The 24,423-nt window shown below is 60.2% G+C and carries 26 protein-coding genes; 10 read left to right on the top strand and 16 right to left on the bottom strand.

Features of this window, described 5'->3' with window-relative positions; genetic code table 11:
- The first annotated feature begins 90 nt into the window (after nt 1-90).
- The gene (locus AC07Y2_RS05305) at nt 91-498 is read left to right on the top strand and encodes an RNA-binding S4 domain-containing protein (RefSeq protein ID WP_011331966.1); all 408 of its coding nucleotides are present in this window, start codon (nt 91-93) and stop codon (nt 496-498) included.
- 70 nt (nt 499-568) lie between these two features.
- On the opposite strand, the gene AC07Y2_RS05310 is transcribed toward AC07Y2_RS05305, so the two are convergent.
- Nucleotides 569-1,369 (bottom strand): phosphatase PAP2 family protein, encoded by an 801-nt coding sequence (locus AC07Y2_RS05310; protein WP_064592738.1) that lies wholly within the window; start codon nt 1,367-1,369, stop codon nt 569-571.
- A 104-nt stretch (nt 1,370-1,473) separates the two neighbouring features.
- Here AC07Y2_RS05310 and hslO point away from each other — a divergent pair, with 104 nt between their 5' ends.
- Together hslO and AC07Y2_RS05320 are read left to right on the top strand one after the other, a co-directional pair.
- Nucleotides 1,474-2,376 (top strand): Hsp33 family molecular chaperone HslO, encoded by a 903-nt coding sequence (gene hslO / locus AC07Y2_RS05315; RefSeq protein ID WP_011331968.1) that lies wholly within the window; start codon nt 1,474-1,476, stop codon nt 2,374-2,376.
- Nucleotides 2,377-2,557: 181 nt separating this feature from the next.
- Entirely contained in the window at nt 2,558-4,099 is a 1,542-nt protein-coding gene (locus tag AC07Y2_RS05320; RefSeq protein ID WP_007952682.1) for a phosphoenolpyruvate carboxykinase, read from the top strand.
- 65 nt (nt 4,100-4,164) lie between these two features.
- Here AC07Y2_RS05320 and nadS read toward each other — a convergent pair whose 3' ends face one another.
- From nadS to AC07Y2_RS05345, 5 genes are all read right to left on the bottom strand, one after another.
- Nucleotides 4,165-4,452, bottom strand: a complete 288-nt coding sequence (gene nadS, locus AC07Y2_RS05325; RefSeq protein WP_041475108.1) for a NadS family protein — start codon at nt 4,450-4,452, stop codon at nt 4,165-4,167.
- A gap of 2 nt (nt 4,453-4,454) precedes the next feature.
- A complete protein-coding gene (locus AC07Y2_RS05330) occupies nt 4,455-4,769 on the bottom strand; it encodes a type II toxin-antitoxin system RelE/ParE family toxin (protein WP_011331970.1) in 315 nt (104 codons plus the stop codon).
- 111 nt (nt 4,770-4,880) lie between these two features.
- Nucleotides 4,881-5,180 carry a hypothetical protein gene (locus tag AC07Y2_RS05335; RefSeq protein ID WP_103385572.1) on the bottom strand — a complete coding sequence of 100 codons (300 nt, stop codon included), beginning with the start codon at nt 5,178-5,180 and terminating at the stop codon, nt 4,881-4,883.
- Nucleotides 5,181-5,730: 550 nt separating this feature from the next.
- Entirely contained in the window at nt 5,731-6,858 is a 1,128-nt protein-coding gene (locus AC07Y2_RS05340) for a hypothetical protein (protein WP_103385573.1), read from the bottom strand.
- Nucleotides 6,859-6,960: 102 nt separating this feature from the next.
- The gene (locus tag AC07Y2_RS05345) at nt 6,961-7,242 is read right to left on the bottom strand and encodes a hypothetical protein (RefSeq protein ID WP_064382752.1); all 282 of its coding nucleotides are present in this window, start codon (nt 7,240-7,242) and stop codon (nt 6,961-6,963) included.
- 304 nt (nt 7,243-7,546) lie between these two features.
- On the opposite strand from AC07Y2_RS05345, the gene AC07Y2_RS05350 reads away from it, so the two are divergent.
- Entirely contained in the window at nt 7,547-8,050 is a 504-nt protein-coding gene (locus AC07Y2_RS05350; protein ID WP_103385574.1) for a polysaccharide deacetylase, read from the top strand.
- A 17-nt stretch (nt 8,051-8,067) separates the two neighbouring features.
- On the opposite strand, the gene AC07Y2_RS05355 is transcribed toward AC07Y2_RS05350, so the two are convergent.
- The gene (locus AC07Y2_RS05355) at nt 8,068-8,202 is read right to left on the bottom strand and encodes a hypothetical protein (protein ID WP_256574501.1); all 135 of its coding nucleotides are present in this window, start codon (nt 8,200-8,202) and stop codon (nt 8,068-8,070) included.
- 234 nt (nt 8,203-8,436) lie between these two features.
- Here AC07Y2_RS05355 and AC07Y2_RS05360 point away from each other — a divergent pair, with 234 nt between their 5' ends.
- The 3 genes from AC07Y2_RS05360 (at nt 8,437) to AC07Y2_RS05370 (ending at nt 12,161) form a co-directional block, all read left to right on the top strand.
- Entirely contained in the window at nt 8,437-10,365 is a 1,929-nt protein-coding gene (locus AC07Y2_RS05360) for a RecQ family ATP-dependent DNA helicase (RefSeq protein WP_103385575.1), read from the top strand.
- 109 nt (nt 10,366-10,474) lie between these two features.
- A complete protein-coding gene (locus AC07Y2_RS05365) occupies nt 10,475-11,698 on the top strand; it encodes a 3-hydroxyacyl-CoA dehydrogenase (protein ID WP_103385576.1) in 1,224 nt (407 codons plus the stop codon).
- A gap of 31 nt (nt 11,699-11,729) precedes the next feature.
- A complete protein-coding gene (locus tag AC07Y2_RS05370; protein ID WP_039764604.1) occupies nt 11,730-12,161 on the top strand; it encodes an acyl-CoA thioesterase in 432 nt (143 codons plus the stop codon).
- A 65-nt stretch (nt 12,162-12,226) separates the two neighbouring features.
- On the opposite strand, the gene AC07Y2_RS05375 is transcribed toward AC07Y2_RS05370, so the two are convergent.
- The 4 genes from AC07Y2_RS05375 to AC07Y2_RS05390 form a co-directional block, all read right to left on the bottom strand.
- Nucleotides 12,227-12,706 carry a glycine zipper domain-containing protein gene (locus AC07Y2_RS05375; protein ID WP_011331978.1) on the bottom strand — a complete coding sequence of 160 codons (480 nt, stop codon included), beginning with the start codon at nt 12,704-12,706 and terminating at the stop codon, nt 12,227-12,229.
- A gap of 288 nt (nt 12,707-12,994) precedes the next feature.
- Nucleotides 12,995-15,343 carry an FdhF/YdeP family oxidoreductase gene (locus AC07Y2_RS05380; RefSeq protein WP_103385577.1) on the bottom strand — a complete coding sequence of 783 codons (2,349 nt, stop codon included), beginning with the start codon at nt 15,341-15,343 and terminating at the stop codon, nt 12,995-12,997.
- The gene (fdhD, locus tag AC07Y2_RS05385) at nt 15,340-16,179 is read right to left on the bottom strand and encodes a formate dehydrogenase accessory sulfurtransferase FdhD (protein ID WP_103385578.1); all 840 of its coding nucleotides are present in this window, start codon (nt 16,177-16,179) and stop codon (nt 15,340-15,342) included. The genes AC07Y2_RS05380 and fdhD overlap by 4 nt, the downstream gene beginning before the upstream one ends.
- A gap of 92 nt (nt 16,180-16,271) precedes the next feature.
- On the bottom strand, nt 16,272-17,159 hold the full coding sequence (locus tag AC07Y2_RS05390; RefSeq protein WP_085611192.1) for a LysR family transcriptional regulator: 888 nt from the start codon (nt 17,157-17,159) through the stop codon (nt 16,272-16,274).
- Nucleotides 17,160-17,296: 137 nt separating this feature from the next.
- On the opposite strand from AC07Y2_RS05390, the gene lysM reads away from it, so the two are divergent.
- Nucleotides 17,297-17,737 (top strand): peptidoglycan-binding protein LysM, encoded by a 441-nt coding sequence (gene lysM, locus AC07Y2_RS05395; protein ID WP_039764611.1) that lies wholly within the window; start codon nt 17,297-17,299, stop codon nt 17,735-17,737.
- Between the two features lie 56 nt (nt 17,738-17,793).
- On the opposite strand, the gene yrfG is transcribed toward lysM, so the two are convergent.
- A complete protein-coding gene (yrfG, locus tag AC07Y2_RS05400; RefSeq protein WP_039764613.1) occupies nt 17,794-18,456 on the bottom strand; it encodes a GMP/IMP nucleotidase in 663 nt (220 codons plus the stop codon).
- Between the two features lie 88 nt (nt 18,457-18,544).
- Here yrfG and nudE point away from each other — a divergent pair, with 88 nt between their 5' ends.
- Both nudE and cysQ read left to right on the top strand, forming a co-directional pair.
- Nucleotides 18,545-19,111, top strand: coding sequence for an ADP compounds hydrolase NudE (nudE, locus tag AC07Y2_RS05405; RefSeq protein ID WP_085667664.1), 567 nt, complete (start codon nt 18,545-18,547; stop codon nt 19,109-19,111).
- 5 nt (nt 19,112-19,116) lie between these two features.
- On the top strand, nt 19,117-19,950 hold the full coding sequence (gene cysQ, locus AC07Y2_RS05410) for a 3'(2'),5'-bisphosphate nucleotidase CysQ (protein WP_085667665.1): 834 nt from the start codon (nt 19,117-19,119) through the stop codon (nt 19,948-19,950).
- 13 nt (nt 19,951-19,963) lie between these two features.
- On the opposite strand, the gene AC07Y2_RS05415 is transcribed toward cysQ, so the two are convergent.
- From AC07Y2_RS05415 to rfbC, 4 genes are all read right to left on the bottom strand, one after another.
- Nucleotides 19,964-20,419: a thioesterase domain-containing protein gene (locus AC07Y2_RS05415; RefSeq protein ID WP_074689473.1), complete on the bottom strand. Its 456-nt coding sequence runs from the start codon at nt 20,417-20,419 to the stop codon at nt 19,964-19,966.
- A gap of 40 nt (nt 20,420-20,459) precedes the next feature.
- A complete protein-coding gene (locus tag AC07Y2_RS05420) occupies nt 20,460-21,848 on the bottom strand; it encodes a sigma-54-dependent transcriptional regulator (RefSeq protein WP_074689475.1) in 1,389 nt (462 codons plus the stop codon).
- Nucleotides 21,845-23,653, bottom strand: a complete 1,809-nt coding sequence (locus tag AC07Y2_RS05425; RefSeq protein ID WP_039764746.1) for a sensor histidine kinase — start codon at nt 23,651-23,653, stop codon at nt 21,845-21,847. Before AC07Y2_RS05425 ends, AC07Y2_RS05420 begins: the two co-directional genes overlap by 4 nt.
- Before the next feature lie 106 nt (nt 23,654-23,759).
- Nucleotides 23,760-24,305 (bottom strand): dTDP-4-dehydrorhamnose 3,5-epimerase, encoded by a 546-nt coding sequence (gene rfbC / locus AC07Y2_RS05430; RefSeq protein WP_085667667.1) that lies wholly within the window; start codon nt 24,303-24,305, stop codon nt 23,760-23,762.
- Nucleotides 24,306-24,423 lie beyond the last annotated feature (118 nt).

Below are 24,423 nucleotides of genomic sequence, written 5' to 3' on the forward strand. Positions count from 1 at the left end.
CGAAGATCACAGTTTATCTGGAGGGCCGAGTTCTTGCGCCCGACAGAATCGGTAGTACAGTTCCGACTACTGGCTGAACGAGGAATTCATATGGCACAAAAAAGCGAAGAGGACGACAAGGTTCGTCTCGATAAGTGGCTGTGGGCCGCGCGTTTTTTCAAGACTCGCGCCTTGGCCAAAGCCGCCATCGAGAGTGGCAAGGTGCATTGTCGGGGAGAGCGCTGCAAGCCTGGCAAAGAACCACGCATTGGCGATGAATTCGAGATTCGCGCCGGCTTCGACGAAAAGACCGTTGTGGTTCAGGCCCTGTCGATCGTGCGTCGCGGAGCACCTGAGGCGCAGACGCTGTATGCCGAGACCGAGGCCAGCATTGCCAAGCGTGAAGCGGCTGCGGCGATGCGCAAGGCAGGCGCTCTGGGTGTGACCACCGACGGCAAACCGAGCAAGAAGCAGCGTCGGGATCTGTTTAAATTTCGTGGGAACAGTAGCGGCGAATAAAAAAACGCAGCCTGCCGGCCTGGGTGCAAGACCCCGCCGGCGGCTGCGCTTTTTGTTCAGCAATGTTCGATTATTGCGCGGACACCACACTCATCCGCGAAACCACCGGCAGTTTGCCCAGCAGCCGGAAAACCGGTGCCGTGACCTTCAACCAGAAGTTCGCCGCGTGATAAGCAAACGGCGTGTAGTAACCCCAGCCCAGTGCCCACACCGCCAGCAGCATGCCGCCGATGTAATCGTCCTGGCCCCAATGAGCACCGGCGACCAGACGCGGCAACATGAACAGCAGTGCCAGGCCCCAGATCACCAGAAACTGACCAGCCGTACGGCTGAACACGCCCATGAACAGCGCCCAGATCAGCAGCACCGAGGCGTGGTCACCGGGGAAGCTCTGGCTCGAGCGATCCTTCAGCTCCCAGGTCTTCTCCAGATGCGGGAAGTAATCGCTGATATGCACGGCACCTTCGAGCACCATCGACGGGCTGCTGTGCTGCCAGCCCATGTGATCGGAGAACTTGGAAAACAGCGCGCGGATCACCACCATCAGCAGCAGGATCGAGAAAAAACCGAAAAAGGCGCGGCGCACGTCAATCGCCCTGAACACCCAGTCGCCCTTGATCAGCAGTGTCAGCAGAATCAGGCCGACGACGATGTCGAACGGTCGCAGACTTGCAATTGCCCAGATGTGGAGCCATATGGGGTTGCTGGCCAGCGGTGCGTTGAGTGAGCGGAACAGCCACTCGTCGAAAATCACACACAGCATCTGACCTGTAGGCCATAACCAGAAAGCCAGTAGTGCCAATGGCACAACGTTGCACAGAACCAGCCGGCCGAGGTTCCACCTTGATTGGAACAAACCCGGATTGTTCATAAAATGCCTCCCGTGGCTGAACATCGGCATCAAAAAGGATGCCAGAAGCGCGGGATTTTCATTCTTTGTAACCATTTTGTCATCACATTCAGATACCCAGACCTATGACCGATTTCCTCGATACCGATTACACCCAACGCTTCATCTTCGATGACAGCGACACGCGCGGCGAACTGGTGTCGCTGGAGCGCAGCTACGCCGAAGTGCTCGCCAAGCACCCGTACCCGGAACCGGTTGCGCAATTGCTGGGTGAACTGATGGCCGCCGCCTCGTTGCTGGTGGGCACCCTGAAATTCGATGGCTTGCTGATTCTTCAGGCCCGTTCCGAAGGCCCGATCCCGCTGTTGATGATCGAATGCTCCAGCGAGCGAGAAATCCGTGGCCTGGCGCGCTACCACGCCGAGCAGATCCCGGCCGACGCAACCCTCGGCGACCTGATGCCGAACGGTGTCCTGGCCTTGACCGTTGACCCGATCGCCGGCCAGCGCTACCAGGGCATCGTCGACCTCGACGGCGAAACCCTGTCCGACTGCTTCACCAACTATTTCGTCATGTCCCAGCAGGTCGGCACTCGCTTCAAGCTGTGCGCCGACGGCCGTCGTGCCCGTGGTCTGCTGCTGCAGCAACTGCCGGCCGATCGCCTGAAAGACGAAGAAGAACGCGCCGCCAGCTGGCAGCACATCACCGCGCTGGGCAACACCCTGACCGCTGATGAACTGTTGAGCCTGGACAACGAAACGGTCCTGCACCGCCTCTACCATGAGGAGCAGGTTCGTCTGTTCGATGTGCAGAAACTGCGCTTCCACTGCAGCTGCTCCCGCGAGCGTTCCGGCAATGCACTGGTCAGCCTGGGTCTGGAAGATGCGCAGGCACTGGTGGCCGAGCAAGGTGGCCAAGTCGAGATCGATTGCCAGTTCTGCAACCAGCGCTACCTGTTCGACGCGGCAGATATCGCTCAATTGTTCGCTGGCGCGGGCGTCGAGACGCCGTCAGATACCCGGCACTAAAACGGTTCAGCGCAGGTAAATTCACTGCTCAACGACGGAATTACGCCGTTACGACGGGAGGGCCCTACTCTTTTTGGGCTTTTCTGGCATAATCCGGCCCACTTTTTTCGCGGTAGTAGTGCACGACTTTCTACTACAAAACGTTTGGAGCACACTCGGCCACTGGCCGACGGGGAACCTCATGACGCAAGCCAATAACGCCGTGTACACCGATCTGAGTGTTGATGATCTGGTAAAAGAAGCCCTGAACCGCGGTGAAGGCGAGCTTGCCGATACCGGCGCTCTGGTTGTTCGCACCGGTCACCGCACCGGCCGTTCGCCAGTCGACCGTTTCATCGTTGAAGAGCCTTCCACCCAGGCTGCCATTGCCTGGGGCCCGATCAACCGCAAGTTCCCGGCCGACAAGTTCGACGCGCTGTGGGCTCGTGTTGAAGCATTCAACAACGCGCAAGAGCATTTCGTTTCCCACGTGCATGTAGGCGCGGCCGAAGATCACTACCTGGCCGTGAAAATGACCACCCAGACTGCCTGGCAGAACCTGTTCGGTCGTTGCCTGTTCATTAACCCGGCTCAGTACAACCCGGCCGGTCGCGAAGAGTGGCAAGTGCTGAACGTCGCCAACTTCGAGTGCGTGCCAGAGCGTGACGGCACCAACTCCGACGGTTGCGTGATCATCAACTTCGCCCAGAAGAAAGTGCTGATCGCCGGCATGCGTTACGCCGGTGAAATGAAGAAAGCCATGTTCTCCGTGCAGAACTTCCTGCTGCCGGCCGCTGACGTGCTGCCAATGCACTGCGCTGCCAACATCGGCGAAGAAGGCGACGTGACCCTGTTCTTCGGTCTGTCGGGCACCGGCAAGACCACCCTGTCCGCCGACGAAAGCCGTTACCTGATCGGTGACGACGAACACGGCTGGGGCGAAGGCGTTGTCTTCAACATCGAAGGCGGCTGCTACGCCAAGTGCATCGACTTGTCCGAGAAGAACGAGCCGGTCATCTGGAAAGCCATCAAGCACGGCGCGGTGCTGGAAAACGTCGTGATCGACGATGCCAAGCACGCCGACTACGCCGATGTCAGCCTGACCCAGAACAGCCGCGCGGCCTACCCGCTGGAGCACGTTGCCAAGCGTTCCGAGAAGAACCTGGGCGGCGAGCCGAACGCTGTGATCTTCCTGACCTGCGACCTGACCGGCGTGCTGCCGCCAGTGTCGATCCTCAACGAAGAACAAGCGGCCTACCACTTCCTGTCCGGCTACACCGCACTGGTGGGCTCGACCGAAATGGGTTCGGGCAGCGGCATCAAGTCGACCTTCTCCACCTGCTTCGGCGCACCGTTCTTCCCGCGTCCGGCCGGCGAATACGCTGAACTGCTGATCAAGCGCATCCGCGGCTTCGGCTCCAAGGTCTACCTGGTCAACACCGGCTGGACCGGCGGTGGCTACGGCGTCGGCAAACGCTTCAACATCCCGACCACCCGCGCGGTGATCGCAGCGATCCAGAGCGGCGCGCTGATCGGTGCAGCCACCGAGCACCTGGACACCATCAACCTGGACGTGCCACTGGCCGTACCGGGCGTCGAAACCAACCTGCTCAACCCACGCAACACCTGGGCTGACAAGGCTGCGTACGACGAAGCTGCCAAAGCACTGGCCGGTCTGTTCATCGAGAACTTCAAGAAGTTCGAAGTGAGCGATGCGATCAAGGCTGCCGGGCCTAAGTTGTAAGACTGGGTTTTGGTGAATGAAAAAGCCGCCTGTTGAGGGCGGCTTTTTTGTGAGCGTTCATTTTCTCAATGGGCCAATGCATTCAAAACATGAACCGGGTCGTTATGAATGGCCTTGAGCAGAGCTTTTGCCGGCCCGGTTGGCTCGCGACGACCCTGTTCCCAATTTCGTAGAGTGCCGAGCTGGACGTCGATCAGTGCCGCAAATTTGGCCTGGGTCAAACCGGTAGCTTTACGAATTTCTTTGACCTGCAATGCATCAACGTGGAATTCGCGAGAAGGTGTGCGCTCGCCTCGTACGATCTCGTCCATCTCTTGCACACTTTCCATCAGCTCATCAAAAAATTTGCTCATGGTCATCTCCATTTTTCGATCAAGACCTTGAGTGCTTTACGCTCATCGCTGGACAGATCGTGTTGTTCATTTTTAGGGTAGATCATCAATAACCCGATTTGTGATGCCGAAACGAAGTGGTAGTAGATAACCCGTGCTCCGCCTCGCTTGCCGTGTCCTTTCGCTGCGATTCGGGTTTTTCGGATCCCGCCTGTGCCTTCAATTACATCGCCAATCGACGGACTTACAACCAGTTGCTTCTGAAAAGCGGCGTAAGTGTCATCGTCCAGCAGCTCTTTTACTCGACGGGTAAAGATCCGAGTCTCAATAAAAATCATCGCAAATGTACGCCATTGGCTTACCTTCCAGCAATGCTGGCGGGATTTGAGTAGATGACTGGTAAGTGATCGTTCTCATGTCGAACATGGGAACGATCTGATCACTCAACCTCAGACTGGAGCTTTCCAGTTGAGCATTCGCTGCTGGGCGACCTGTAACAGGTCAAAGCCGTCTTTGGTCAGCAGATAAAGGGCGTGGGTGATGTGCGGGATGTCTTCGACGTCGGCGTGTTTGAAGCAGAGGCAGTAGAGGGTTTGCAGCAGGTCGCTTGAGGCGCGCAGACGCTGGACTGCGCATTCGAGGATGTCTTGCGGGTTGGCCTCGGTGTCGATGACCAGGGGCTTGGTGTCGGTGAGGTTGGTATCAAGTGGGCGGTAGCGATCGTTGGGGAATTGGTTCCATAATTTCATTGGTTAGACTCTCTCAAGTATCTGAAGAACCGCCAACATCATGACCAAACGATAGGAGGCGGACTGTGTTCGGGTTGGTCAACCAGAGAGAGAGAACTCCAGGCACGCCGAAGCGTCCCAAACACAGCCGCCATAAAGCGTGCCGCATGAATCAGGCGGCAAGCATACAAGGGCATGCGAAGTTTCTCTCTCATTTTCAGGTGACCAAACCCGAGTCGCTGATTTGGCAACGACAGTCACGACTATAGATTTGAGCTAACAAACGGCGATAGCCGATAAGGCATCGCTCCATGTAGGACGTGGACGAAGATTCAATAGGGTTGTTCCTACTGATTCTTGCTTGTTCTCAACAGTTCACGTTTCGCTGCCATCAAGCGTCTCGACTCTTCATCGGTGATGCTTGGCCGGGGATCATCGATGCTTTTCTGAACTTGCCGAGTAACCCACTCTTTGTAGGCCTCCTCGTCGCAGTGAGGTTCAATTCCGTCAGTGGATCTATCCATCGTTCAATTCTCCCGTGATTGTGTTGACGTCTGTTACCAGTCCCGCCTCAACGAATCGCCTGATACCCTTCAACATCCAGCACACTCGTCGTCAGCCCGGTCGCCGGGGTGTAGATCCCGCCTTTCACCGTCGAGAACGGCACGCCTTTGCTGCCCAGCGAAACGTAGCGCTCGCCTTGATCCAGCTCGGTGAACCAGGTGTAGGAGCACTTCTCCATGGCCTTGTATTTCGCTGCCGCGTTGACGATGGCGGCGGCATGGTTGCGCAGGTCGGCGTCGGTGAGGTTGAGGTTTTTGTCGAGTACGGTGCCCCAGCGTTTCAGGCAGACCTCGGCAAAGTGGCGGACGATGAGGCCGGGTTCGGCCAGCACTTTGGGACCACTGTTGCCATCGGCGGAGGCGTTACCGACCAGGGTGGCGTGACGGCCAGGCATCGGGAAGATGCTGGTCTTGGTGCCGGTCGCGGTTTGCGGGATGACGCAGCTGAAACCCTTGGAGCGTTCGTCCCGTGCATAAAAGCCCACGTATTCCTTTACGTTGTAATTGAGTTTAACCCGATGCTCCTGAAAGTTACCGATACCAGGTACCGGATCAATGGCGAAGATATTAACCGGAATGTTTGTCAGCATGCTGTCATTGAACATAGCGTTGGCCAGCATATGGCAACTGATACCGCCACGGCTCCAGCCCACCAGATTGACTTTTGTTGGAATAACGCCGTCCTTGCGGAAGGTTTTAATGATTTGTTCCTGCAATTTCTGTTGGGTGACGCTGCGGTCACCATAGTTATATTTGCGCCATAGCCAGGAACCTTCGACCTTTACATCTTCAATCGGGATGCCGGCGGCTTTGAGGCGGTTGTATTCCGCTTCGGTCAATTGCTCGCGCTGCCAGTCACACTTGCCTTTGATGATGTTTACCGCGTGCTGGACGTTTTCCTCCCAGCCCTTGCCGAACAGGGTTCCGCTGAGGCCGTAGTCCTTTGATTGGGTGAACAGTTCATCGGCTTGCAGGTTACTGGTGCCGGGGCCGTCGACCACGATCCATTCGGCGAACTCGCGACCCGCGTGATGTGAGGCGAGTGTGGATACCAATTCACCATTCCAATAATTTTCGTGGGCGTTATCAAACTTTGTCGAACCTGTACCGCAAAAGAAAATAGTTAACGTAGTCATGTTGTTGCTCCTGGTTGATGTAAGAGCAAGCAGGCTAGTTCTCAACTTTGCAGTAATGGAAGCGATGGGTTGTTGCGAGCTTTGTAAATTTTGAATCTGGCGTTAATTATTTATTCGTTGCCTGGCAACTTCCAGCAAGTCACAACCGTCTTGGGTCAATAAATAAAGCGCATTGACGATGTTGGGGATGTCTTTCACATCGGCCTGTTTGAAACACAAGCAGTAAAGAGTTTCCAGCAGATCGCTGGCGGCACGCAGACGTTGATCGGCGGCATTGAGCAGGTCTCCCGGTTCTGCCTCGGTGTCGATAACCAATACCGGTTTTTCGCTGTCGCAAGTCTTGAGAGGGCGAAAACGGGTATTCAGCGGTTTGTACATATTCATGATCAAGGTGTGTCCCTTACGAAGTCGCTTCGGTGAGCCGACACAGAGTTTTCAGTCGCGCCAGCCACTATAGAAGGGCGCTGACCGGAGGGACAATACGGCCGCAATGGACAGATTTCGTAAGGGTTTTTTCCATGATATGGGCATTTGCCCTACATGTTTTTTCGGTTTTTCAAAGCCAAACCCTTATTAGCGAATTTTCCGACGTGATTATCAGGCGTTTCAGAGTAAACCTCTGTATGGTGCGCGCCAGAATCCGTAGGGCGTTTCCAAACGTCCTGCACAGGCTTAAAGGGAATTAGGTATGCAGTGGCTACGAATGGCCTCGATCGTTTTGCTGTGGGTTAGTGGTTGTCGTCTGGCGTTGGCCTCCGACGCGGGCAACGGGTTGGTGCTTGCCAACCTGGAGCGCACCGGTTGGCCCGACGCGCTCGCCACTCAGGCCGACATCGACACGGCTGCCCGCGCGCAGGTGCTGGTTTTCGCCAAGGCTCTGCTGGCAAGCGAAGCCCTGGACGAGCCGCAACTCACACAACGACTGGGCGTGCAGCAAATGCAGCTCAAGTCGATCAGACAAGTACGCGACGGTCTGTGGGATCGCCTGCTCAACACCTACCGCAATGCCAGCACTCAGTGCGACGAGCAAGCATTTTGCCCCCGTGTCCGTAGCGTTGCCGACTTGCGTCAACTGGCGGCAGCCTTCACCGGCGATATCAGCCCGGCTCATGCACGATGGGCGAGCAAGAGCCTCGATGTGCATGAACGGGTGCTGGATGAGCAACTGCGGGTAGCCGTATTGCGGCCCTGACACAGCGCTTGTGGGGGTTAAGTCGAGGGCGCTGCGGTGACGGTCACGGCGCTGGCCAGGATCGGCGGAAAGTCTTCGGGAGAGGGTGTGCAGCCTCCCAGCAGCAGGGAGGCCAAGATCAGGGCGAGGGGCAGTTTCAAGTTGTTCGACATGTTCACTCCTTGGTAAAAATCCATGCGCATGGGCCGTCCTGGCTCAAGGCGTGACGGACATTACCCTCGGGTCGCTTCACACGGCGATGAACAAAGTGTTTCATTTGTTTGATCCCTTGACCGAGCCGTCGACGCTGTATCATCCCGTATCGATTTGACCCCCGACCTATTCTCGACGCGCTGCGATCGCCCGCTAGGCTGTTGGCATCACAGCGGTCAACGGAGTGACAGCGAATGCACAACACCCTGGAACAGGTTTTCGGTTATCCACAGTTTCGACCCGGTCAGGAGGCCGCGATCAGCGCTGTTCTCGCTGGGCGCTCGGCAGCCGCGATATTTCCCACGGGCTCCGGCAAATCCCTTTGTTACCAGGTCCCGGCACTCTTGCTGCCGCACCTGACGCTGGTGGTCTCACCGTTGCTGGCGCTGATGCAGGATCAGCTCGAGTTCTTGCGCCGGCACGGGATATCCGCAGGCAGCATCGATTCGGCGCAGAGCCGCGAAGATGCCAACGACGTGATGGCCCGCGCCCGTTCGGGTGAGCTGAAGATCCTGATGATTTCCGTGGAGCGTTTGAAGAACGAGCGCTTTCGCAACTTTTTGCAGCAGGTTCCGATCTCGCTGCTGGTGGTGGATGAGGCGCACTGCATCTCCGAGTGGGGCCACAACTTCCGCCCCGACTACCTCAAGCTGCCGGACTACCAGCGCCAGTTCAACATCCCGCAAACCCTGCTGCTGACCGCCACTGCAACGCCAAAAGTCATCGCCGACATGCAAGCGAAATTCGCCATCGCGGCAGACGATGTGGTGACCACCGGTTTCTACCGGCCCAACCTCAATCTGCTGGTCGAGCCGGTGCGTGGGCAGGACAAGCGCCGGCGTCTGGTGGAGTGGATGAACGAGCGCGCAGGTCAGCCGAGCATCGTCTACGTGACCCTGCAGAAAACCGCCGAGCAGATTGCCGAACATCTGGAGCGCAATGGCATTCAGGCCGAGGCTTATCACGCCGGTTTGCCCCATGAGCAACGGGACGCGATCCAGAAGCGCTTCATGGGCGGGCAGTCCGATTGCATCGTCGCCACCATCGCCTTCGGCATGGGCATCGACAAGAGCGACATCCGCAATGTGGTGCATTTCGACCTGCCCAAATCCATCGAAAACTACAGCCAGGAAATCGGCCGTGCAGGACGTGACGGGCAACCGTCTGATTGTCTGGTACTGGCCAACCGCGACAGCCTCAACGTGCTGGAAAACTTCGTGTATGGCGACACGCCGGAACAGGAGGGCATTCGTCACGTGCTCGACGAGTTGCAGGCCGCCGCGCCCGAAGGCCAATGGGAATTTCTGCTCGGGCCGCTGGCGGATCAGAGCAACATTCGCGCGTTGCCTTTGAAGACGTTGTTGGTGCAGTTGGAGTTGCGAGGACTGATTGCACCGCGCTACGCATACTACGCCGAGTACCGTTTCAAATACCTGCTGGAGCCCGAGGCGTTGCTCGAGCGTTTTGAAGGTGAACGCAGGGATTTCGTCGCCGCGATCATCCAGACCTCAAGCCGCGCGCGTACCTGGGCCACGGTGAATTTCCAGGCGATGTACGAGCAGTATTCCGCCGAGCGTAACCGCGTGGTGAAAGCGCTGGATTATTTCCAGGAAAAGGGCTGGGTCGAACTTGAGAGCAAGCAGATGACCGAGGTCTACAACGTTCTGCGCGGCGATTTCGACAGCCAGGCCCTGAGCGCTGAACTGCATGACTATTTCACCCGCCATGAGCAAACCGAAGTGGCGCGGATTCACGCCATGCTCGAGCTGTTCGCTACCGAGCGATGTCTTGGATATCGGCTGGCCGAATATTTCGGCGATCACAATGCGCCGCAGCAGTGCGGCCATTGTTCTGTGTGCCACGGGCAAGTTGCCCGGCTCCCGGCGCCTCCTGAATTGCCGGCGCTTGTGGAAAAAAATTTTGCGGCGTTGTGTGGAGAATTTATCCACAGGCATCAACAACTGACCGGCAGTGCTCCGTCGGCCGAGCGATTGACCCGGTTTCTGTGCGGAATCAGCGTGCCGTTGTTTACCAAGCTCAAGGCGCGGGCCATTTCCGGGTTTGCGGCGCTTGAGGAATATCCCTACGCCGAGGTCCGGGCCTGGGCTCAGACGCATCTTTGAAGTTCCGAATCCATCTGCTGAATGTCGATCATCACGGCAATGAACTTCAAAAATGCCCGGTGGCTGACTATGGTGATGGCTGTCTTCGGATCGCCAACAAGAGAACAACATGAGCCAGACATCCTTCGCTATTCAGCAGGCCGCCGTGATCGGCGCCGGCACCATGGGCCGCGGCATTGTCATGTGCCTGGCCAACGCCGGCGTATCAGTGCAGTGGGTCGATAACAATCCACAGATGCTCGAACAGGCGCTGTCCACCGTGGCCGATACCTACGCGCACAACGTGCGACAGGGCCGGATCGATCAGGCCGAAGCCGATGCGCGGATTGCCCGTGTCAGCGCGGCGGCGGACTATGTGGCAATCCGCAACATCGACCTGGTGATTGAAGCGGTGTACGAGAACCTCGAGCTCAAGCAGAAGATCTTCCGCGAGCTCGATGGCGTGCTGAAGCCCGAGGCGCTGCTGGCGAGCAATACTTCGGCGCTGGACATCGACGCCATTGCCGCCGCGACACGGCGCCCGACTCAAGTGCTGGGCCTGCATTTCTTCAGCCCGGCGCACATCATGAAGTTGCTGGAAATAGTCCGTGGCGCACAAACTTCTCCGGCTGTGCTTGAGGCTGCGCTTGAGCTGGGCAAGCGCATGGGCAAGGTCAGTGTGGTGTCGGGCAACTGCCACGGTTTTATCGGAAACCGCATGCTGCATCCGTATGTGCTCGAAGCGCGCAAGATGTTGCTCGAAGGGGCGTACCCGCATCAGGTCGATGCGGCATTGCAGAGCTTCGGTTTTGCCATGGGGCCGTTTCGCATGTACGACGTGGTCGGCATCGATCTTGAGTGGCGTGCCCGCGAACTGGCGGGCAAGGGGCAGGATGCACCGGAGGTTCAAGTGGATAACCGTCTGTGCGAGTTGGGCCGGTTCGGTCAGAAGTCCGGAAACGGTTATTACCACTACGAGCCGGGCAGTCGTCAGGCCGAGCATGATCCCGAGGTCGATGCGCTGGTGTTGAGCGTCAGCGAGGGGCTGGGGTTTCATCGCCGGGATATTGGCTCGGAGGAGATCCTCGAGCGGTGCCTGCTGGCGTTGGTCAACGAAGGGGCGAAGATCCTGCAGGAAGGGATTGCCGAGTCGGCGCATGACATCGATCAGGTCTATCTGAATGGCTATGGCTTCCCGGCGGAGCGAGGCGGGCCGATGGCCTGGGCGGATGATCAGGGGCTGGCCGACATTCACAAGCGATTGCTGGCACTGGAGACCCGGCAGGGCGATCACTGGCGGCCGGCGCCATTGATTGGCGAGCTGGCGGCGCGCGGCAAGGGTTTTTATCTTTAGACTGAGCAGATCACTTCAGGAATCGACACTGATGTCCAACCCGATGCCGCAACGCAGCGATTACCCGCACTTCCAGCCGATCACCACGCGCTGGCACGACAACGACGCCTACGGCCACGTCAACAACGTCACCTATTACAGTTTCTTCGACACGGCGGTGAACACCTACCTGATTCAGGTCGGGGGGCTGGATATCCATGACGGCGAGGTGGTGGGGTTTGTGGTGAGTTCGTCCTGCGACTACTTCGCGTCGATCGCTTTTCCGGATCGAATCGAGATCGGCTTGCGGGTAGGCAAGCTGGGTAATAGTTCGGTGCAATACGAGCTGGCGGTGTTCAAGGCCGAAGAAGACGAGGCCTGTGCCGCCGGGCGCTTCGTGCATGTGTTTGTCGACCGGGCGTCCAATCAGCCGGTGTCGATTCCAACCCGATTGCGCGAAGCGCTGGAACGCCTGGCGATGTGACAGGCAAAAAAAATCGCAGCCCGGGGGAGCTGCGATCTGGATGTATCGGCTAAAGAGGCCAGGCCTCAGTCGCGATAGTAGCGGTGATGCTTGCGATGGCCATAGGCATGGCCACGACCTGGGTGACGGTCACGGTAGTAGCGACGATCATCATGGCGACGATCGTAATGACGATCATCGTCATCGCTCTTGTTGCCCATGTAGTTGCCCAGCGCGCCACCCGCGCCGCCGCCGGCCGCTGCGCCGATCAGGCTGCCGGTGGTGCCGCCCATGCTGCGGCCGACCACGTTGCCGCCGGCTGCGCCCAGCGCACCGCCAATGGCTGCTTCACCACGGCTGCGCTTGTCGGCGCCCACCGCACTACCACCCGCGCCGCCCAGGGCTGCGCCGATGGTTGAACCTGTACTGCCGCCTAAGGATTGACCGACGACCGAGCCAAGAACCCCGCCCAATGCGCCGCCCACACCTGCTTCGGTGGTGCCTCCGGCAGAAGCGAAGCCACTGACCAGGCCAAGGGACAACAAGAGAATCGAGGAGAACTTCATAGAGGAGCCTCAAAGGGATGACGGCGCGATCCTGAGGCTCTGCAATGGGCGTGACAATCGAAATCCGACGAATAGCACGACCTGTATACAATTCTGCAAGTTGCTGATTTTTGGGCGGAACTTAACGGTTTTTCGCCGGTCTTTAACTACTTCGGACAGGCCGCTTTGATCACAAGGCGGCCTTTTTTGTGGGCGTTTGAAAAGTGCCTGCATGATGTATCGAGTCTGACTTTCGGACGCGGAGCGTCTACGGCTGCGCTCCCACGCAGAGCGTGGGAGCAATCAGAATCAGGCCGACTTGGCCATGATCAACCCCGTTTCACTCGCCGCTTCCAGGCGAATGGCAATGAACTTCGACGTCGGCGTATGGCTGCCATCGCCGGTGCTCTCCAACGGCACCAACGGATTCACCTCAGGGTAATAAGCCGCTGCCTGCCCTGCAGGAATATCGAACGCCAAGAGCGTGAAGCCCTTCACCCGGCGCTCGCGACCATCGTCCCACAGCGATACGATGTCAGCCTTCTGTCCCGGCTTGAAGCCCAGACGGATGATGTCGGCTTCGTTGGCAAACAACACATCGCGCTGTCCCTTCACCCCGCGATAACGATCGTCGAGACCATAAATCGTGGTGTTGTACTGATCGTGAGAGCGCATCGATTGCAGGATCAGATCCGGCAGTTTGCCGGTGGCGCGAGTGCGCTCGTGGATCAGGTCCTTGGGCAGCATGTTCGGCTTGAAGTTGGCCCGACCGGACGTGGTGTTCCACTTGCGTGCACCGGCGCTGTTGCCGAGGTAGAAACCACCCGGGTTCTTGACCTTCTCGTTGAAGTCCTTGAAGCCCGGAATGGTGTCGGCGATCAGTTCGCGGATGCGCCGGTAGTCGGCCACCAGCCAGTTCCAGTCCACCGGTTTGCTGCCCAGGGTCGCGGCGGCGATGCCGGCGATGATCGACGGCTCGGAGCGCATCTGGTTCGACAGCGGCTGCAACTGACCGTTGGAGGCGTGCACCATGCTGAACGAGTCTTCCACGGTGACGGCTTGGGGGCCTTCGGTCTGGATATCGATGTCGGTACGGCCCAGACACGGCAGGATCAGCGCGTCCTTGCCGTGGGCCAGGTGGCTGCGATTGAGCTTGGTGCTGATCTGCACGGTCAGGTCACAGTTGCTCAGGGCCTGGAAGGTGCGCGGGCTGTCCGGCGTGGCCTGGGCGAAGTTGCCGCCCAGACCGATAAACACCTTGGCGCGACCTTCGGCCATCGCGTGAATCGCTTCGACCACGTTGTGCCCGTTGTGACGTGGCACCTTGAACTGGAAGCGGCGTTCAAGGGAATCAAGGAACGCCACCGGCGGACGTTCGTTGATGCCCATGGTGCGGTCGCCCTGCACGTTACTGTGGCCGCGCACCGGGCACAGACCGGCGCCGGGTTTGCCGATGTTGCCGCGCAGCAGCATCAGGTTGGCGATTTCCTGGATGGTCGGCACCGAGTGGCGATGCTGGGTGATGCCCATCGCCCAGCACATGATCACGTTCTTGCCTTTGGCGTACATGCGCGCCGCTTGCTCGATCTCCACCAGGGTCAGGCCGGACTGCTCGACGATCTGCTCCCACGGCGTGTCGTCGACAACACCGAGGTACTCGAGCACGTTGATGCTGTGTTCATTGAGGAAATCGTGATCGAACACGGCCGGTGCGCCAGCCTTCTGCGCATCGCGCTCCCATTGCAGCAGGAACTTGGCCATGCCGCGCAACACCGCCATGTCGCCGCCCAGCGCCGGGCGGAAATACGCGGTGTTGGTCGGCTTGTCGCCGTTGGTGAGCATTTCCAGCGGATGCTGCGGGTGCTGGAAGCGTTCCAGGCCGCGTTCTTTCAGCGGGTTGACGCACACCACCTGGGCACCGCGTTTCACCGCTTCACGCAGCGGTTCGAGCATGCGCGGGTGGTTGGTGCCGGGGTTCTGGCCCCAGACGAAAATCGCATCGGCATGTTCGAAGTCGTCGAAGGTCACGGTGCCTTTGCCGACGCCGACACTCTGCGCCAGGGCCACGCCGCTGGCCTCGTGGCACATGTTCGAGCAGTCGGGGAAGTTGTTGGTGCCGAAGGCGCGCACGAACAGTTGATACAGGTACGCCGCTTCGTTGCTGGCCCGGCCCGAGGTGTAGAACTCGGCCTGATCCGGGCTCGACAGCGCTTGCAGGTGTTTGCCGATCAGCGCGTAGGCATCGTCCCAGCTGATGGGTTTGTAGCGGTCGGTTTCGGCGTCATACACCAGCGGTTCGGTCAGACGACCTTGATATTCAAGCCAGTAGTCGCTCTGTTCCAGCAGCGAGGTGACGCTGTGTTTGGCGAAGAATTTGCCATCGACCCGGCGCTTGGTCGCTTCCCAGTTCACCGCCTTGGCGCCGTTCTCGCAGAACTTGACCATGCCGCTTTCCGGCGAGTCGCCCCAGGCGCAGCCCGGGCAGTCGAAGCCACCGTTCTGGTTGGTCTTGAGCATCATGCGCAGGTTTTTCAGCGCGTTGTCGCTGGTCAACCAGGCCTGGGCCACGCTGATCAGGGCGCCCCAGCCGCCGGCCGGGCCCTTGTAAGGCTTGTAGCGCGGAACGGGTTTCTGGTCGGCTTGATGATGTTGGCTCACGGGTGTTTCTCCATTTCTGGGCTATACACCCGCGGCGCGTTTTTCTGCGGCAGGTGAATGAGATTGAGGTTATGGCGTCGGGCCCATTGCACGGCGAGGCCGGTGGGCGCGGACAGGCTGACCAGGGTCTGAATCCCGGCCCGCAGGACTTTCTGGATCAATTCGAGGCTGCAACGGCTGGTGACAATTGCCAGGCCGCCGGCTGTGGATATCTTTTGCCGGATCAGGCCGCCGATCAGCTTGTCGAGGGCGTTGTGCCGGCCGATGTCTTCGCGGCCCAGCAGCAATTTACCGCTGGCGTTCATGAACACCGCCGCGTGCACTGCGCCGCAATGCTGACCCAGCGGTTGGAATGCGCCGATACGCTGACGCAAACCATCGAGCCATTCGGCGGGCGGCAAAGGTGCACCGGGCAAGACCTTGAGGTCAGGCAGCGCCTGCTCCACCGCTTCCACGCCGCACAGTCCGCAACCGCTGGTGCCGGCCAGTTGCCGCCGCTGCTGCTTGAGGTTCCAGAAGGCGCGGTTGGCAATGGTCACTTGCGCATATTGCGCCGAGCCCGAGTCGCTCAGTTGCAGGTCGTAGATGTCCGAAACGTCTTCGATGATGCCGCTGCCGAGGCTGAAACCGACGATGAAGTCTTCAAGGTCGGTCGGCGTCACCAGCATCACGGCCTGACTGATGCCGTTGTAGGCAATCGCCAACGCGACTTCTTCGGCCAGCGCGGTGCTGGCCGATTCCGCGAGGGGGAGATCGCTGTAGCTGTAGGTCTGACTGGCGGCTGGCGCGGGCGTTTCGAGAGCAGGCGCCGCGCAGGCCGGGCGCTTGGCGTTCATGGCATCACCGACGGATTGATCAACGTTAAGACTAGGCGCGGCAAGATGTCGCGTCTAATCGCTAGTGTCGATCCCTCGATAGATGCCGTCGATCAAGTGTCCGTGGGTGATTTTTGATAAAGCGCGAAACAGGCTTCGGCCAGCGCCGATCGTGGTGCCCCGCGACGCATGATCAGGCCCAGTCGGGCGAGGGTCTGGGCGTTTTCGATGGGTTGCAGGCGCAGATGATCGGTCAGGTTCTCCAGGCCGCCGTCCAGTGGCATCACCGCACAGCACAAGCCGCCGTGCACCGCTTGCAACAATTGGTGAACGGCGTCGGTTTGCAGTAACGGCTGCGGCGTCAGGCCACGACTGTGGAAGTTATGGTCGATGGACTGGCGAAAGTGCATGCCGCTGGTAAGCATGCCCAGGGGCAGTTCGATCAGCGATTCCCAACTCAACGGTGCCTCACCAAAGTTGAAGAACCGCTGGTCGTAGAGCAGGCCCATCTGCGTTTCGCTGAAGGCCAGGGATTCAAACCGCTCGCCGTCGAGGCGGTCCAGGTAAGACACGCCAATGTCGATGCGGTTGTTCGCCAGTTGCTCCAGAACCTGTTCGGAGCTCAGCGAGGACAGTTCGAAGCGCAGGTTTGGATGTTGTGCGTGCAGGCGTTGCATCAACGGCAGTGCATCGAAACTCGACAACGGCACCACGCCCAGGCGCAGGGTGCCGATCAGATTGCCGCGACAGGCCGCCGCTTCCGCCTGCAAGCCGTCGTAGGCCGCCAGTACCGTGCGTGCCCAGGCCAGCACCCGTTCCCCCGGCGCGGTGAACCCTTCGAAGCGCTGGCCACGGTTGACCAGTGGCAGGTCGAGTTCTTCCTCGAGGCTGCGCAGGCGCATCGACAGGGTCGGCTGGGTGATGTGGCAGCGGGCGGCGGCCTGGCCGAAATGGCGGGTTTCGTCGAGGGCGATGAGGAATTTCAGCTGCTTGATGTCCATCTTCGCTCCGGGGCGCTGGCAGGGGTGGGCGATTCTACCGCTTGAGTGACGGCAGGGTCATTGGTCGGCTTGGAACCGGGTTTGTCCGGGGTGGTCTAGGCTTGGGCGTCTGGAACCCAAATCAAGGAGTGTGCGCCATGAGTCTTTTGAGCTTTGTGAAAGAAGCGGGTGAGAAACTGCTCGACCTGCTGACCCCCGGCAACGCCAATGCCAGCGAGCAATTGAAGGAACACATCAGCAAGGTCGGGTTGGGTAATCCGAATGTCCAGGCAACCGTGGACGGGGACAAGGTGACCGTTACCGGTGAAGTGGCGAGCCAGGAAGAGAAAGAGAAGATTCTTCTGGCAGTGGGCAACATTGCCGGTGTCGGCAGCGTCGATGACCAGATCACCGTGACCGGGCCGGTTGTGGCGGCGGCGCGTTTTGTGGTCGTGAAGAAGGGCGACACCCTCAGCGCAATTTCCCTGGCGGTGTATGGCAACGCCAACCAGTACAACAAGATCTTCGAGGCCAACAAGCCACTGCTGTCACACCCGGACAAGATTTATCCGGGGCAGACGCTGCGTATTCCCGAGTAACAACATGCCTGCGGGAGCAGCCTTTGGCGGCTCCTGCAGTCTTCAGAGCCCGGCAATCAGAGCCCGGCAATCAAATCCCGATAATCCTCGACCGCCGCAAACTCCCCGGTGTCCTTCGGCCCTTTGCGGCTGTCCGGTTCCTTCACGGCCAACAGATGCGCCACGCCGAAATTCCGTGCACTGCGCAGGATCGGCAAGGTGTCGTCGATGAACAGACTGCGCGCCGGGTCGAAGTCGATGTCGGTCTGCAACGCGTCCCAGAATTGCGGGTTCTCCTTGGGAAAACCGTAATCGTGGGAGCTGATCAGCCGCTCGAAGTACGGCGCCAGTTCGATGCGTTCCAGTTTCAGCGACAGTGAATCGCGGTGTGCGTTGGTGATCATCACCACGCGTTTGCCGGCTCGTTTGATCGCTTCCAGAAAGGTGTCGGCGTCCGGGCGCAGGGCGATCAGGTGGGCGGTTTCCCGTTTCAGTTCGCGAACTGACAGCTTCAGTTCGGCGCTCCAAAAGTCCAGGCAGTACCACTGCAGCTGACCGGCATGGCGCTCGAACAACGGCTGCAATTCCATTTCCGCCATGACCCGGCTCACGCCATGCAGTTCGGCATAGCGCTGCGGCAGGTGTTCCAGCCAGAAGTGATTGTCGAAGTGCAGGTCCAGCAACGTGCCGTCCATGTCGAGCAGAACGGTATCGATGTCGGACCACGGTAATGAAGGCATGGCAACGTCTCGAGCGGTAGAAGGATATCCGACGCAAACAATCGGAAAAGCCGCGTTATAGTAGCGCGTTCACGCCAAGGAGCTTTGCATGCGCCAGAAACCCACCGTACTCGCCCGCGAGATCGTCGCCACCAGCCGGCTGTTCTGCGTCGAAGAGCTGAAGCTGCGTTTCTCCAATGGCGTGGAACGCACCTACGAGCGACTGGTCGGCAAGGGCGCCGGCTATGGCGCGGTGATGATCGTGGCAATGCTCGATGCCGAGCACGCGGTGCTGGTCGAAGAATACTGCGGCGGTACCGACGAATATGAACTGTCGCTGCCCAAAGGCCTGATCGAGCCCGGCGAAGATGTGCTGGCTGCCGCCGAGCGCGAGCTCAAGGAAGAAGCCGGTTATGGCGCGCGACAGCTGGAGCATCTGACCGAATTGTCGTTGTCCCCCGGTTACATGAGCCAGAAAATCCAGGTGGTGCTGGCCACCGACCTGTACGAAGAGCGTCTCGAAGGCGACGAACCCGAGCCGATGCGTGTAGACAAAGTCAATCTGCGACAGCTGTCGGCACTGGCGCAGAATCCGAATTTCAGTGAGGGACGCGCCCTGGCGGCGTTGTACCTGACCCGCGACCTGCTGACCCAGCGCGGATTTTTCCAGTCATGAGTGAGATGCCGATGAATTTTCCCCATCCGTTGATGGCGCCGGTGGTTGAACTTGCCCTGCGGGCCGGTGAGGCGATCCTGCCGTTCTGGCGTGCCGATGTGGCCGTCACCGCCAAGTCCGATGATTCGCCGGTGACGGCGGCGGACATGGCCGCTCACCATGTGATCGTGGCGGGCCTGACGGCGCTGGACCCGAGCATTCCGGTGCTGTCCGAAGAGGACGCCAATATCCCGCAAAGCGTGCGCGCAGGCTGGCAGCGCTGGTGGCTGGTGGACCCGCTGGATGGCACCAAGGAGTTCATCAGCGGCAGCGAAGAATTCACCGTCAACATCGCGCTGATCGAGAACGGCCGGGTAGTGTTCGGTGTGGTGTCGATGCCGACCAACGGACGCTTCTACGTCGGCGGAGCTGGGCTCGGTGCCTGGCGCGGCGACACGGGCGGTACGCCGCTGGCGATTCAGGTGCGTGATGTGCCGGGGCCTGGCGAAGCGTTCACCGTGGTCGCCAGCCGCCGCCATTCGAGTCCGGAGCAGGAACACTTGCTGGCCGGTTTGAGCGCCAGTCTTGGCGAGTTGCAGCTGGCCAACATCGGCAGTTCGCTGAAGTTCTGTCTGCTGGCCGAAGGTGCGGCGGATTGTTACCCGCGACTGGCGCCGACTTCGCAATGGGACACGGCGGCGGCGCAGGGCGTTCTGGAAGGGGCGGGCGGTGAAGTGCTCGACCTGAGTGGCGCAGCGTTCTGTTATCCAGCTCGGGAATCTTTGTTGAACAGTTTCTTCCTGGCGTTGCCGGCGAAAGCAGCATGGCGGGCAAAGCTGCTCGAACTTGCCCGCTCGTAAGCGTGTTCAGTTTTCAGCGGTGCAGGACGTACTGCCCGCTGAACGTCACTGCATCCTCATCGCTCCCGGCATTGACGACCCGCGTGTGCAGCGTCAGTCGCGCCCGTCCGTAACGCTGATACATCGTCAGAAATTTCTTCCACTGCGCTGCGCTCGGTGACGGGCAAATCGCAATGGCATCACCGGTCACCGGCAGTGGATAGCTGATCTGCCCTTCCTGAATCACGATGTGACCGTCTTCGATGCCTTCCTCTTTCAAACGCAAATGCAGCCAGCCCCAACCGGCCAGCACCGCGCCGCAATACAGGCTGCCGCCGAACATGGTGCTCTTGTGATTGACGTTGGCGTCCAGCGGCAGGTGCAGGCGCAATTGCTGCTCGTGCCAGTCGAGTACCTTGAGGCCCATGTCCCGGGTCAGCGGGATGTCGTGATGAAGAATGGATTCCAGATAACGACTGTCGTGCTTCATGCCCGGACCTCTTGCGGCAGAAAAGTGAATTGAGTGAAGTTCATTCGGATTCGTCCGAATGGCCGCCGCTGCCCGCGAAATTCAGCCCGTGCTTGCGCAGTTTGTCGTGCAGGGTCTTGCGCGGAATACCCAGCGCTTCGGCCAGACTGCGCACGGAACTGTGAGAGCGGGCCAGTTCGGCGGCGATCAGGGATTTCTCGAAGTTTTCCACTTGCTCGCTGAGCCCTCCTGCCGTGATCTCGACGGTGGTGCCGGGGCTGCCATCGGGCTGCGTGTTGTCCAGGGCCAATTCCAGGCCGAGGGCAAAACGCTCCGCCGCGTTCTGCAATTCCCGCACGTTGCCCGGCCATGAGTGCCGCAGCAGCAACGCCCGTTGCGCCGGTTGCAGTTCGTGAGGTGGCAGTCCGTGGCGGGCACTGGCTTCGTCGGCGTAATGCTGGAACAGCATCAACGCGTCTTCGCCTCGTTCGCGCAACGGCGGAATGCGCAGCGGTGCCACGTTGAGGCGGTAATACAAGTCCGCCCGGAATCGCCCCTGATCGGCAGCCTGACGCAGGTCTTCCTTGGTGGCGGCGATGACGCGGATGTCCAGCGGGATCAACTGATTGCCGCCCAGACGCTCGACCACTCGCTCCTGCAACATGCGCAGCAGTTTGACCTGCACGTCCATGCTCATGCTCTCGATTTCGTCGAGGAACAGCGTGCCGCCATTGGCGAATTCGAACTTGCCGATCCGGCGCTTTTGCGCGCCGGTGAAGGCGCCGGGCTCATGGCCGAACAATTCGCTTTCGACCACCGACTCGGCCAGCGCCCCGGCGTTGATCGCCACGAACGGGCCGTTACGCCGACTCGAAAGATCATGCAGGGCGCGGGCGACGACTTCCTTGCCGGCGCCGGTTTCGCCGAGGATCAGCACGTCGGCCTTGGTCGCCGCCAGCGCGCCGATCTGCTCGCGCAGGCGCGACATCGGTGCAGACTGACCGACCAGCCGTGCGCTCAACTCGTTGCGATCACTCAGGGCCATGCGCAGGCTGCGGTTGTCCAGCACCAGACGGCGCAGAGCCAGGGCGCGGCGCACGCTGTCGAGCAGGGCGTCGCTGGCGAAGGGCTTTTCCAGAAAGTCATAGGCACCCGCACGCATGGCTTGTACGGCCAGCGGCACATCGCCGTGGCCGGTGATCAGCAGCACCGGCAGCTCCGGGTCCTGGGCGTGCAGTTCGCTCAACAGCTCCAGGCCATCCATGCCGGGCATGCGGATGTCGCTGACCACGACGCCCGGCCAGTCACGCTCCAGTTGCGCGGCCAGGCCCTTGGCCTCGGACAGCGGAAGAATTTTCAGGCCGGCCAGATCCAGGGTCTGGCCGAGGGCCTGACGCAGGTGCGGATCATCGTCGATCAGCACCACCTGAATGCGGTTGTCGATGGTCATGCGCTTCGATCCTCGGACGGTTGCAGGCTGACCCCGGGCGCGCCGGCGCGCAGCCGCAGGGTGATCAGGGCGCCACCTTGCTTGTGGTTGGCGAACGACAGTTCACCACCGAAGGCGCGCATCAGGGTTTCGCAAATGGCCAACCCCAGACCCAGACCCTGAGTGCGGGTCTTGGTCGTGTAAAACGGTTCGCTGGCACGGCCCAGTGCTTCCATGCAGAAACCCGGGCCATTGTCGCGAATGTACAGGTTGACGCCTTCGTCGGTGGATTCGGCACTCAGCCACAATTTGCGCGGCGGGCCTTTTTCGGTCAGGGCGTCGAGGGCGTTGGCCAGCAGGTTGCCCAGCACCTGGCGCAGACGGGTTTCCCCGGCCTCGACCCACAGGGTGGCGGCCGGCAGGTCGCGGATCAGTTCGACATCCATGCTGCGGCGACGTTTGGCAAGCAACGCCAGGGCGTCGTCCAGCGCCGGTTGCAGGGCCACGCTTTCCGGGGCGTGGCGGTCGCGGCGGGCGAAGGCGCGCAGGTGGGCGATGATCGAGGCCATGCGCCCGGTCAGCTCGCTGATCAGTTTGAGGTTGCCTCGTGCGTCTTCGGTGCGTTCGTGGTCGAGCAGCACTTCGGCGTTTTCGGCGTAGCTGCGGATCGCCGCCAGCGGCTGGTTGAGTTCGTGGCTGATGCTCGCCGACATCGTCCCCAGCGCCGACAGCTTGCCAGCCTGTACCAGATCGTCCTGGGCGCGCACCAGTTCCTGCTGGGCCTGTTCGCGTTCAAGTACTTCCTGTTTCAGTCGGCGGTTGAGCCCTTCGAGATCACTCGTGCGCTCGGCAACCCGGCCTTCGAGTTCCCGTCGGGCCTTGGCTTCAAAGGCGATCCGTTCCAGGTAATGACGACGACGCTGCATCATCAGGCCGAGCAACAGCATTACCACCAGCAAGGTGGCGCCGCCGATCGCCACCACCGTGCGCACAGGTCGGTCGATCAACGTACGCGGGGCGAGGATGCTGACGCTCCAGCCGGTTTCCGCGATCTCCTGGGTCTGCGGAAGCCACGCGGTCGGGCTCAGGTTCAAGGGGCGTGGCTCGCGGGTCGGGTAGGGCTGGATTGCGGTGATCGCCGCGCGCTCGGCATCACTGAGGGTGCGGGTCGCGCGAAAACGCCATTCCGGGCGCGAGGTGAGGATGACCACGCCGTTGTGGTCGGTCACCAGCAGTTGTTCCGGGGTTTTGCCCCACAGGCTTTCGGTGTGGTCCAGGTCAACCTTGATCACCAGTACGCCGATGATTTTTTCGCCGTTGCGCACCGCTGCGGCGAAGAAATAGCCGCGCTTGGCGGACGTGGTGCCCAGACCGAAGAAGCGCCCGAGGCGGCCGGCCATGGCCTCGCTGAAGTACGGCCGGAAAGAGAAATTGCGGCCGACAAAACTGTCGTGCTTGTCCCAGTTCGACGCCGCGAGCGTCTGACCGTTGGTGTCCATCAGGTACATGACTTCGGCGCCGGTCTGCGCGGCGATGTTTTTCAACAGGCGGTTGGCGTTGCCTTGGGTCACGCCGTCGTCCGGCGCCCCGAGTACCGCGCGCAGCGCGGGCAGGTCGCCGAGGATTTGCGGCAGCACTTCATAGCGATGCAGCGTGCCCAACAGGTTGGCGACGTAGAGGTCGAGGGTCTGGCGATTCTGACCGGCCAGCTCGCTGCGGTAATAGCGCTCGGCCAGGTGTTCCAGCGGCCACAGCAACGGTGCCAGGCACAGGGCCAGCAGGGCGAGGCTGCGCCAGCGAGGGCGGCGGGGAAGGGTCGGAGTCATGAGCATCGAGCGCCTGTGGGTACAGGCGCATTATGCCTAGGCTTGCAGGCGCAGTCTGCGCACCCGTGGCCGGGTGTGCAGCGGCGCTGAAGATTCACACAGGACTTCAGGAAAAGACGTCGGCGTCCTTGAGTAGGCCGGCTGCCTGATCCTTGGCCGACAGTTTTGGCGCTTCGTCCAGCTGCCAGTCGATGCCCAGATCCGGATCGTCCCAGCGAATGCTGCGCTCGGACGACGGGTTGTAGTAGTCGGTGGTCTTGTAGAGGAACTCGGCGAACTCGCTCAGCACCACGAAACCGTGGGCGAAACCTTCCGGTACCCACAGTTGGCGATGGTTGTCGGCGGACAGGTGCACGGCCACCCACTTGCCGAAATGCGGCGAGCTGCGGCGGATATCCACGGCGACATCGAGGACTTCGCCGGCGGTGACGCGGACCAGTTTGCCCTGGGTATTTTCCAGCTGGTAATGCAGCCCGCGCAGCACTCCTTTCTGCGAGCGCGAGTGGTTGTCCTGCACAAACTGCGTGTCGAGGCCGGTGGCGTCCTGAAAGGCCTTGGCATTGAAACTTTCGTAAAAGAACCCGCGCTCATCACCAAACACCTTGGGTTCGATGATCAGGACACCAGGCAGGTCAGTGGGGATTACATTCATGGGGATATTCCAGTGGCAGGTTTGAATGGCCGACATTCTTGCGCAAAGTGCCGGTAGGTGCGAGAGGGGCATGCAAATCCCCCTGCTTCGCAACCTGTCGGGGGACGGATGGTCTGGG

Source organism: Pseudomonas sp. GW456-12-1-14-TSB6 (assembly GCF_059424205.1).

Bases quoted from the DNA above. Each gene is read 5' to 3' on its own strand.
- AC07Y2_RS05305 (WP_011331966.1), top strand. From the start codon at position 91: ATGGCACAAAAAAGCGAAGAGGACGACAAGGTTCGTCTCGATAAGTGG.
- AC07Y2_RS05310 (WP_064592738.1), bottom strand. From the start codon at position 1,369: ATGAACAATCCGGGTTTGTTCCAATCAAGGTGGAACCTCGGCCGGCTG.
- hslO (WP_011331968.1), top strand. From the start codon at position 1,474: ATGACCGATTTCCTCGATACCGATTACACCCAACGCTTCATCTTCGAT.
- AC07Y2_RS05320 (WP_007952682.1), top strand. From the start codon at position 2,558: ATGACGCAAGCCAATAACGCCGTGTACACCGATCTGAGTGTTGATGAT.
- nadS (WP_041475108.1), bottom strand. From the start codon at position 4,452: ATGAGCAAATTTTTTGATGAGCTGATGGAAAGTGTGCAAGAGATGGAC.
- AC07Y2_RS05330 (WP_011331970.1), bottom strand. From the start codon at position 4,769: ATGATTTTTATTGAGACTCGGATCTTTACCCGTCGAGTAAAAGAGCTG.
- AC07Y2_RS05335 (WP_103385572.1), bottom strand. From the start codon at position 5,180: ATGAAATTATGGAACCAATTCCCCAACGATCGCTACCGCCCACTTGAT.
- AC07Y2_RS05340 (WP_103385573.1), bottom strand. From the start codon at position 6,858: ATGACTACGTTAACTATTTTCTTTTGCGGTACAGGTTCGACAAAGTTT.
- AC07Y2_RS05345 (WP_064382752.1), bottom strand. From the start codon at position 7,242: ATGAATATGTACAAACCGCTGAATACCCGTTTTCGCCCTCTCAAGACT.
- AC07Y2_RS05350 (WP_103385574.1), top strand. From the start codon at position 7,547: ATGCAGTGGCTACGAATGGCCTCGATCGTTTTGCTGTGGGTTAGTGGT.
- AC07Y2_RS05355 (WP_256574501.1), bottom strand. From the start codon at position 8,202: ATGTCGAACAACTTGAAACTGCCCCTCGCCCTGATCTTGGCCTCCCTG.
- AC07Y2_RS05360 (WP_103385575.1), top strand. From the start codon at position 8,437: ATGCACAACACCCTGGAACAGGTTTTCGGTTATCCACAGTTTCGACCC.
- AC07Y2_RS05365 (WP_103385576.1), top strand. From the start codon at position 10,475: ATGAGCCAGACATCCTTCGCTATTCAGCAGGCCGCCGTGATCGGCGCC.
- AC07Y2_RS05370 (WP_039764604.1), top strand. From the start codon at position 11,730: ATGTCCAACCCGATGCCGCAACGCAGCGATTACCCGCACTTCCAGCCG.
- AC07Y2_RS05375 (WP_011331978.1), bottom strand. From the start codon at position 12,706: ATGAAGTTCTCCTCGATTCTCTTGTTGTCCCTTGGCCTGGTCAGTGGC.
- fdhD (WP_103385578.1), bottom strand. From the start codon at position 16,179: ATGAACGCCAAGCGCCCGGCCTGCGCGGCGCCTGCTCTCGAAACGCCC.
- AC07Y2_RS05390 (WP_085611192.1), bottom strand. From the start codon at position 17,159: ATGGACATCAAGCAGCTGAAATTCCTCATCGCCCTCGACGAAACCCGC.
- lysM (WP_039764611.1), top strand. From the start codon at position 17,297: ATGAGTCTTTTGAGCTTTGTGAAAGAAGCGGGTGAGAAACTGCTCGAC.
- yrfG (WP_039764613.1), bottom strand. From the start codon at position 18,456: ATGCCTTCATTACCGTGGTCCGACATCGATACCGTTCTGCTCGACATG.
- nudE (WP_085667664.1), top strand. From the start codon at position 18,545: ATGCGCCAGAAACCCACCGTACTCGCCCGCGAGATCGTCGCCACCAGC.
- cysQ (WP_085667665.1), top strand. From the start codon at position 19,117: ATGCCGATGAATTTTCCCCATCCGTTGATGGCGCCGGTGGTTGAACTT.
- AC07Y2_RS05415 (WP_074689473.1), bottom strand. From the start codon at position 20,419: ATGAAGCACGACAGTCGTTATCTGGAATCCATTCTTCATCACGACATC.
- AC07Y2_RS05420 (WP_074689475.1), bottom strand. From the start codon at position 21,848: ATGACCATCGACAACCGCATTCAGGTGGTGCTGATCGACGATGATCCG.
- AC07Y2_RS05425 (WP_039764746.1), bottom strand. From the start codon at position 23,653: ATGACTCCGACCCTTCCCCGCCGCCCTCGCTGGCGCAGCCTCGCCCTG.
- rfbC (WP_085667667.1), bottom strand. From the start codon at position 24,305: ATGAATGTAATCCCCACTGACCTGCCTGGTGTCCTGATCATCGAACCC.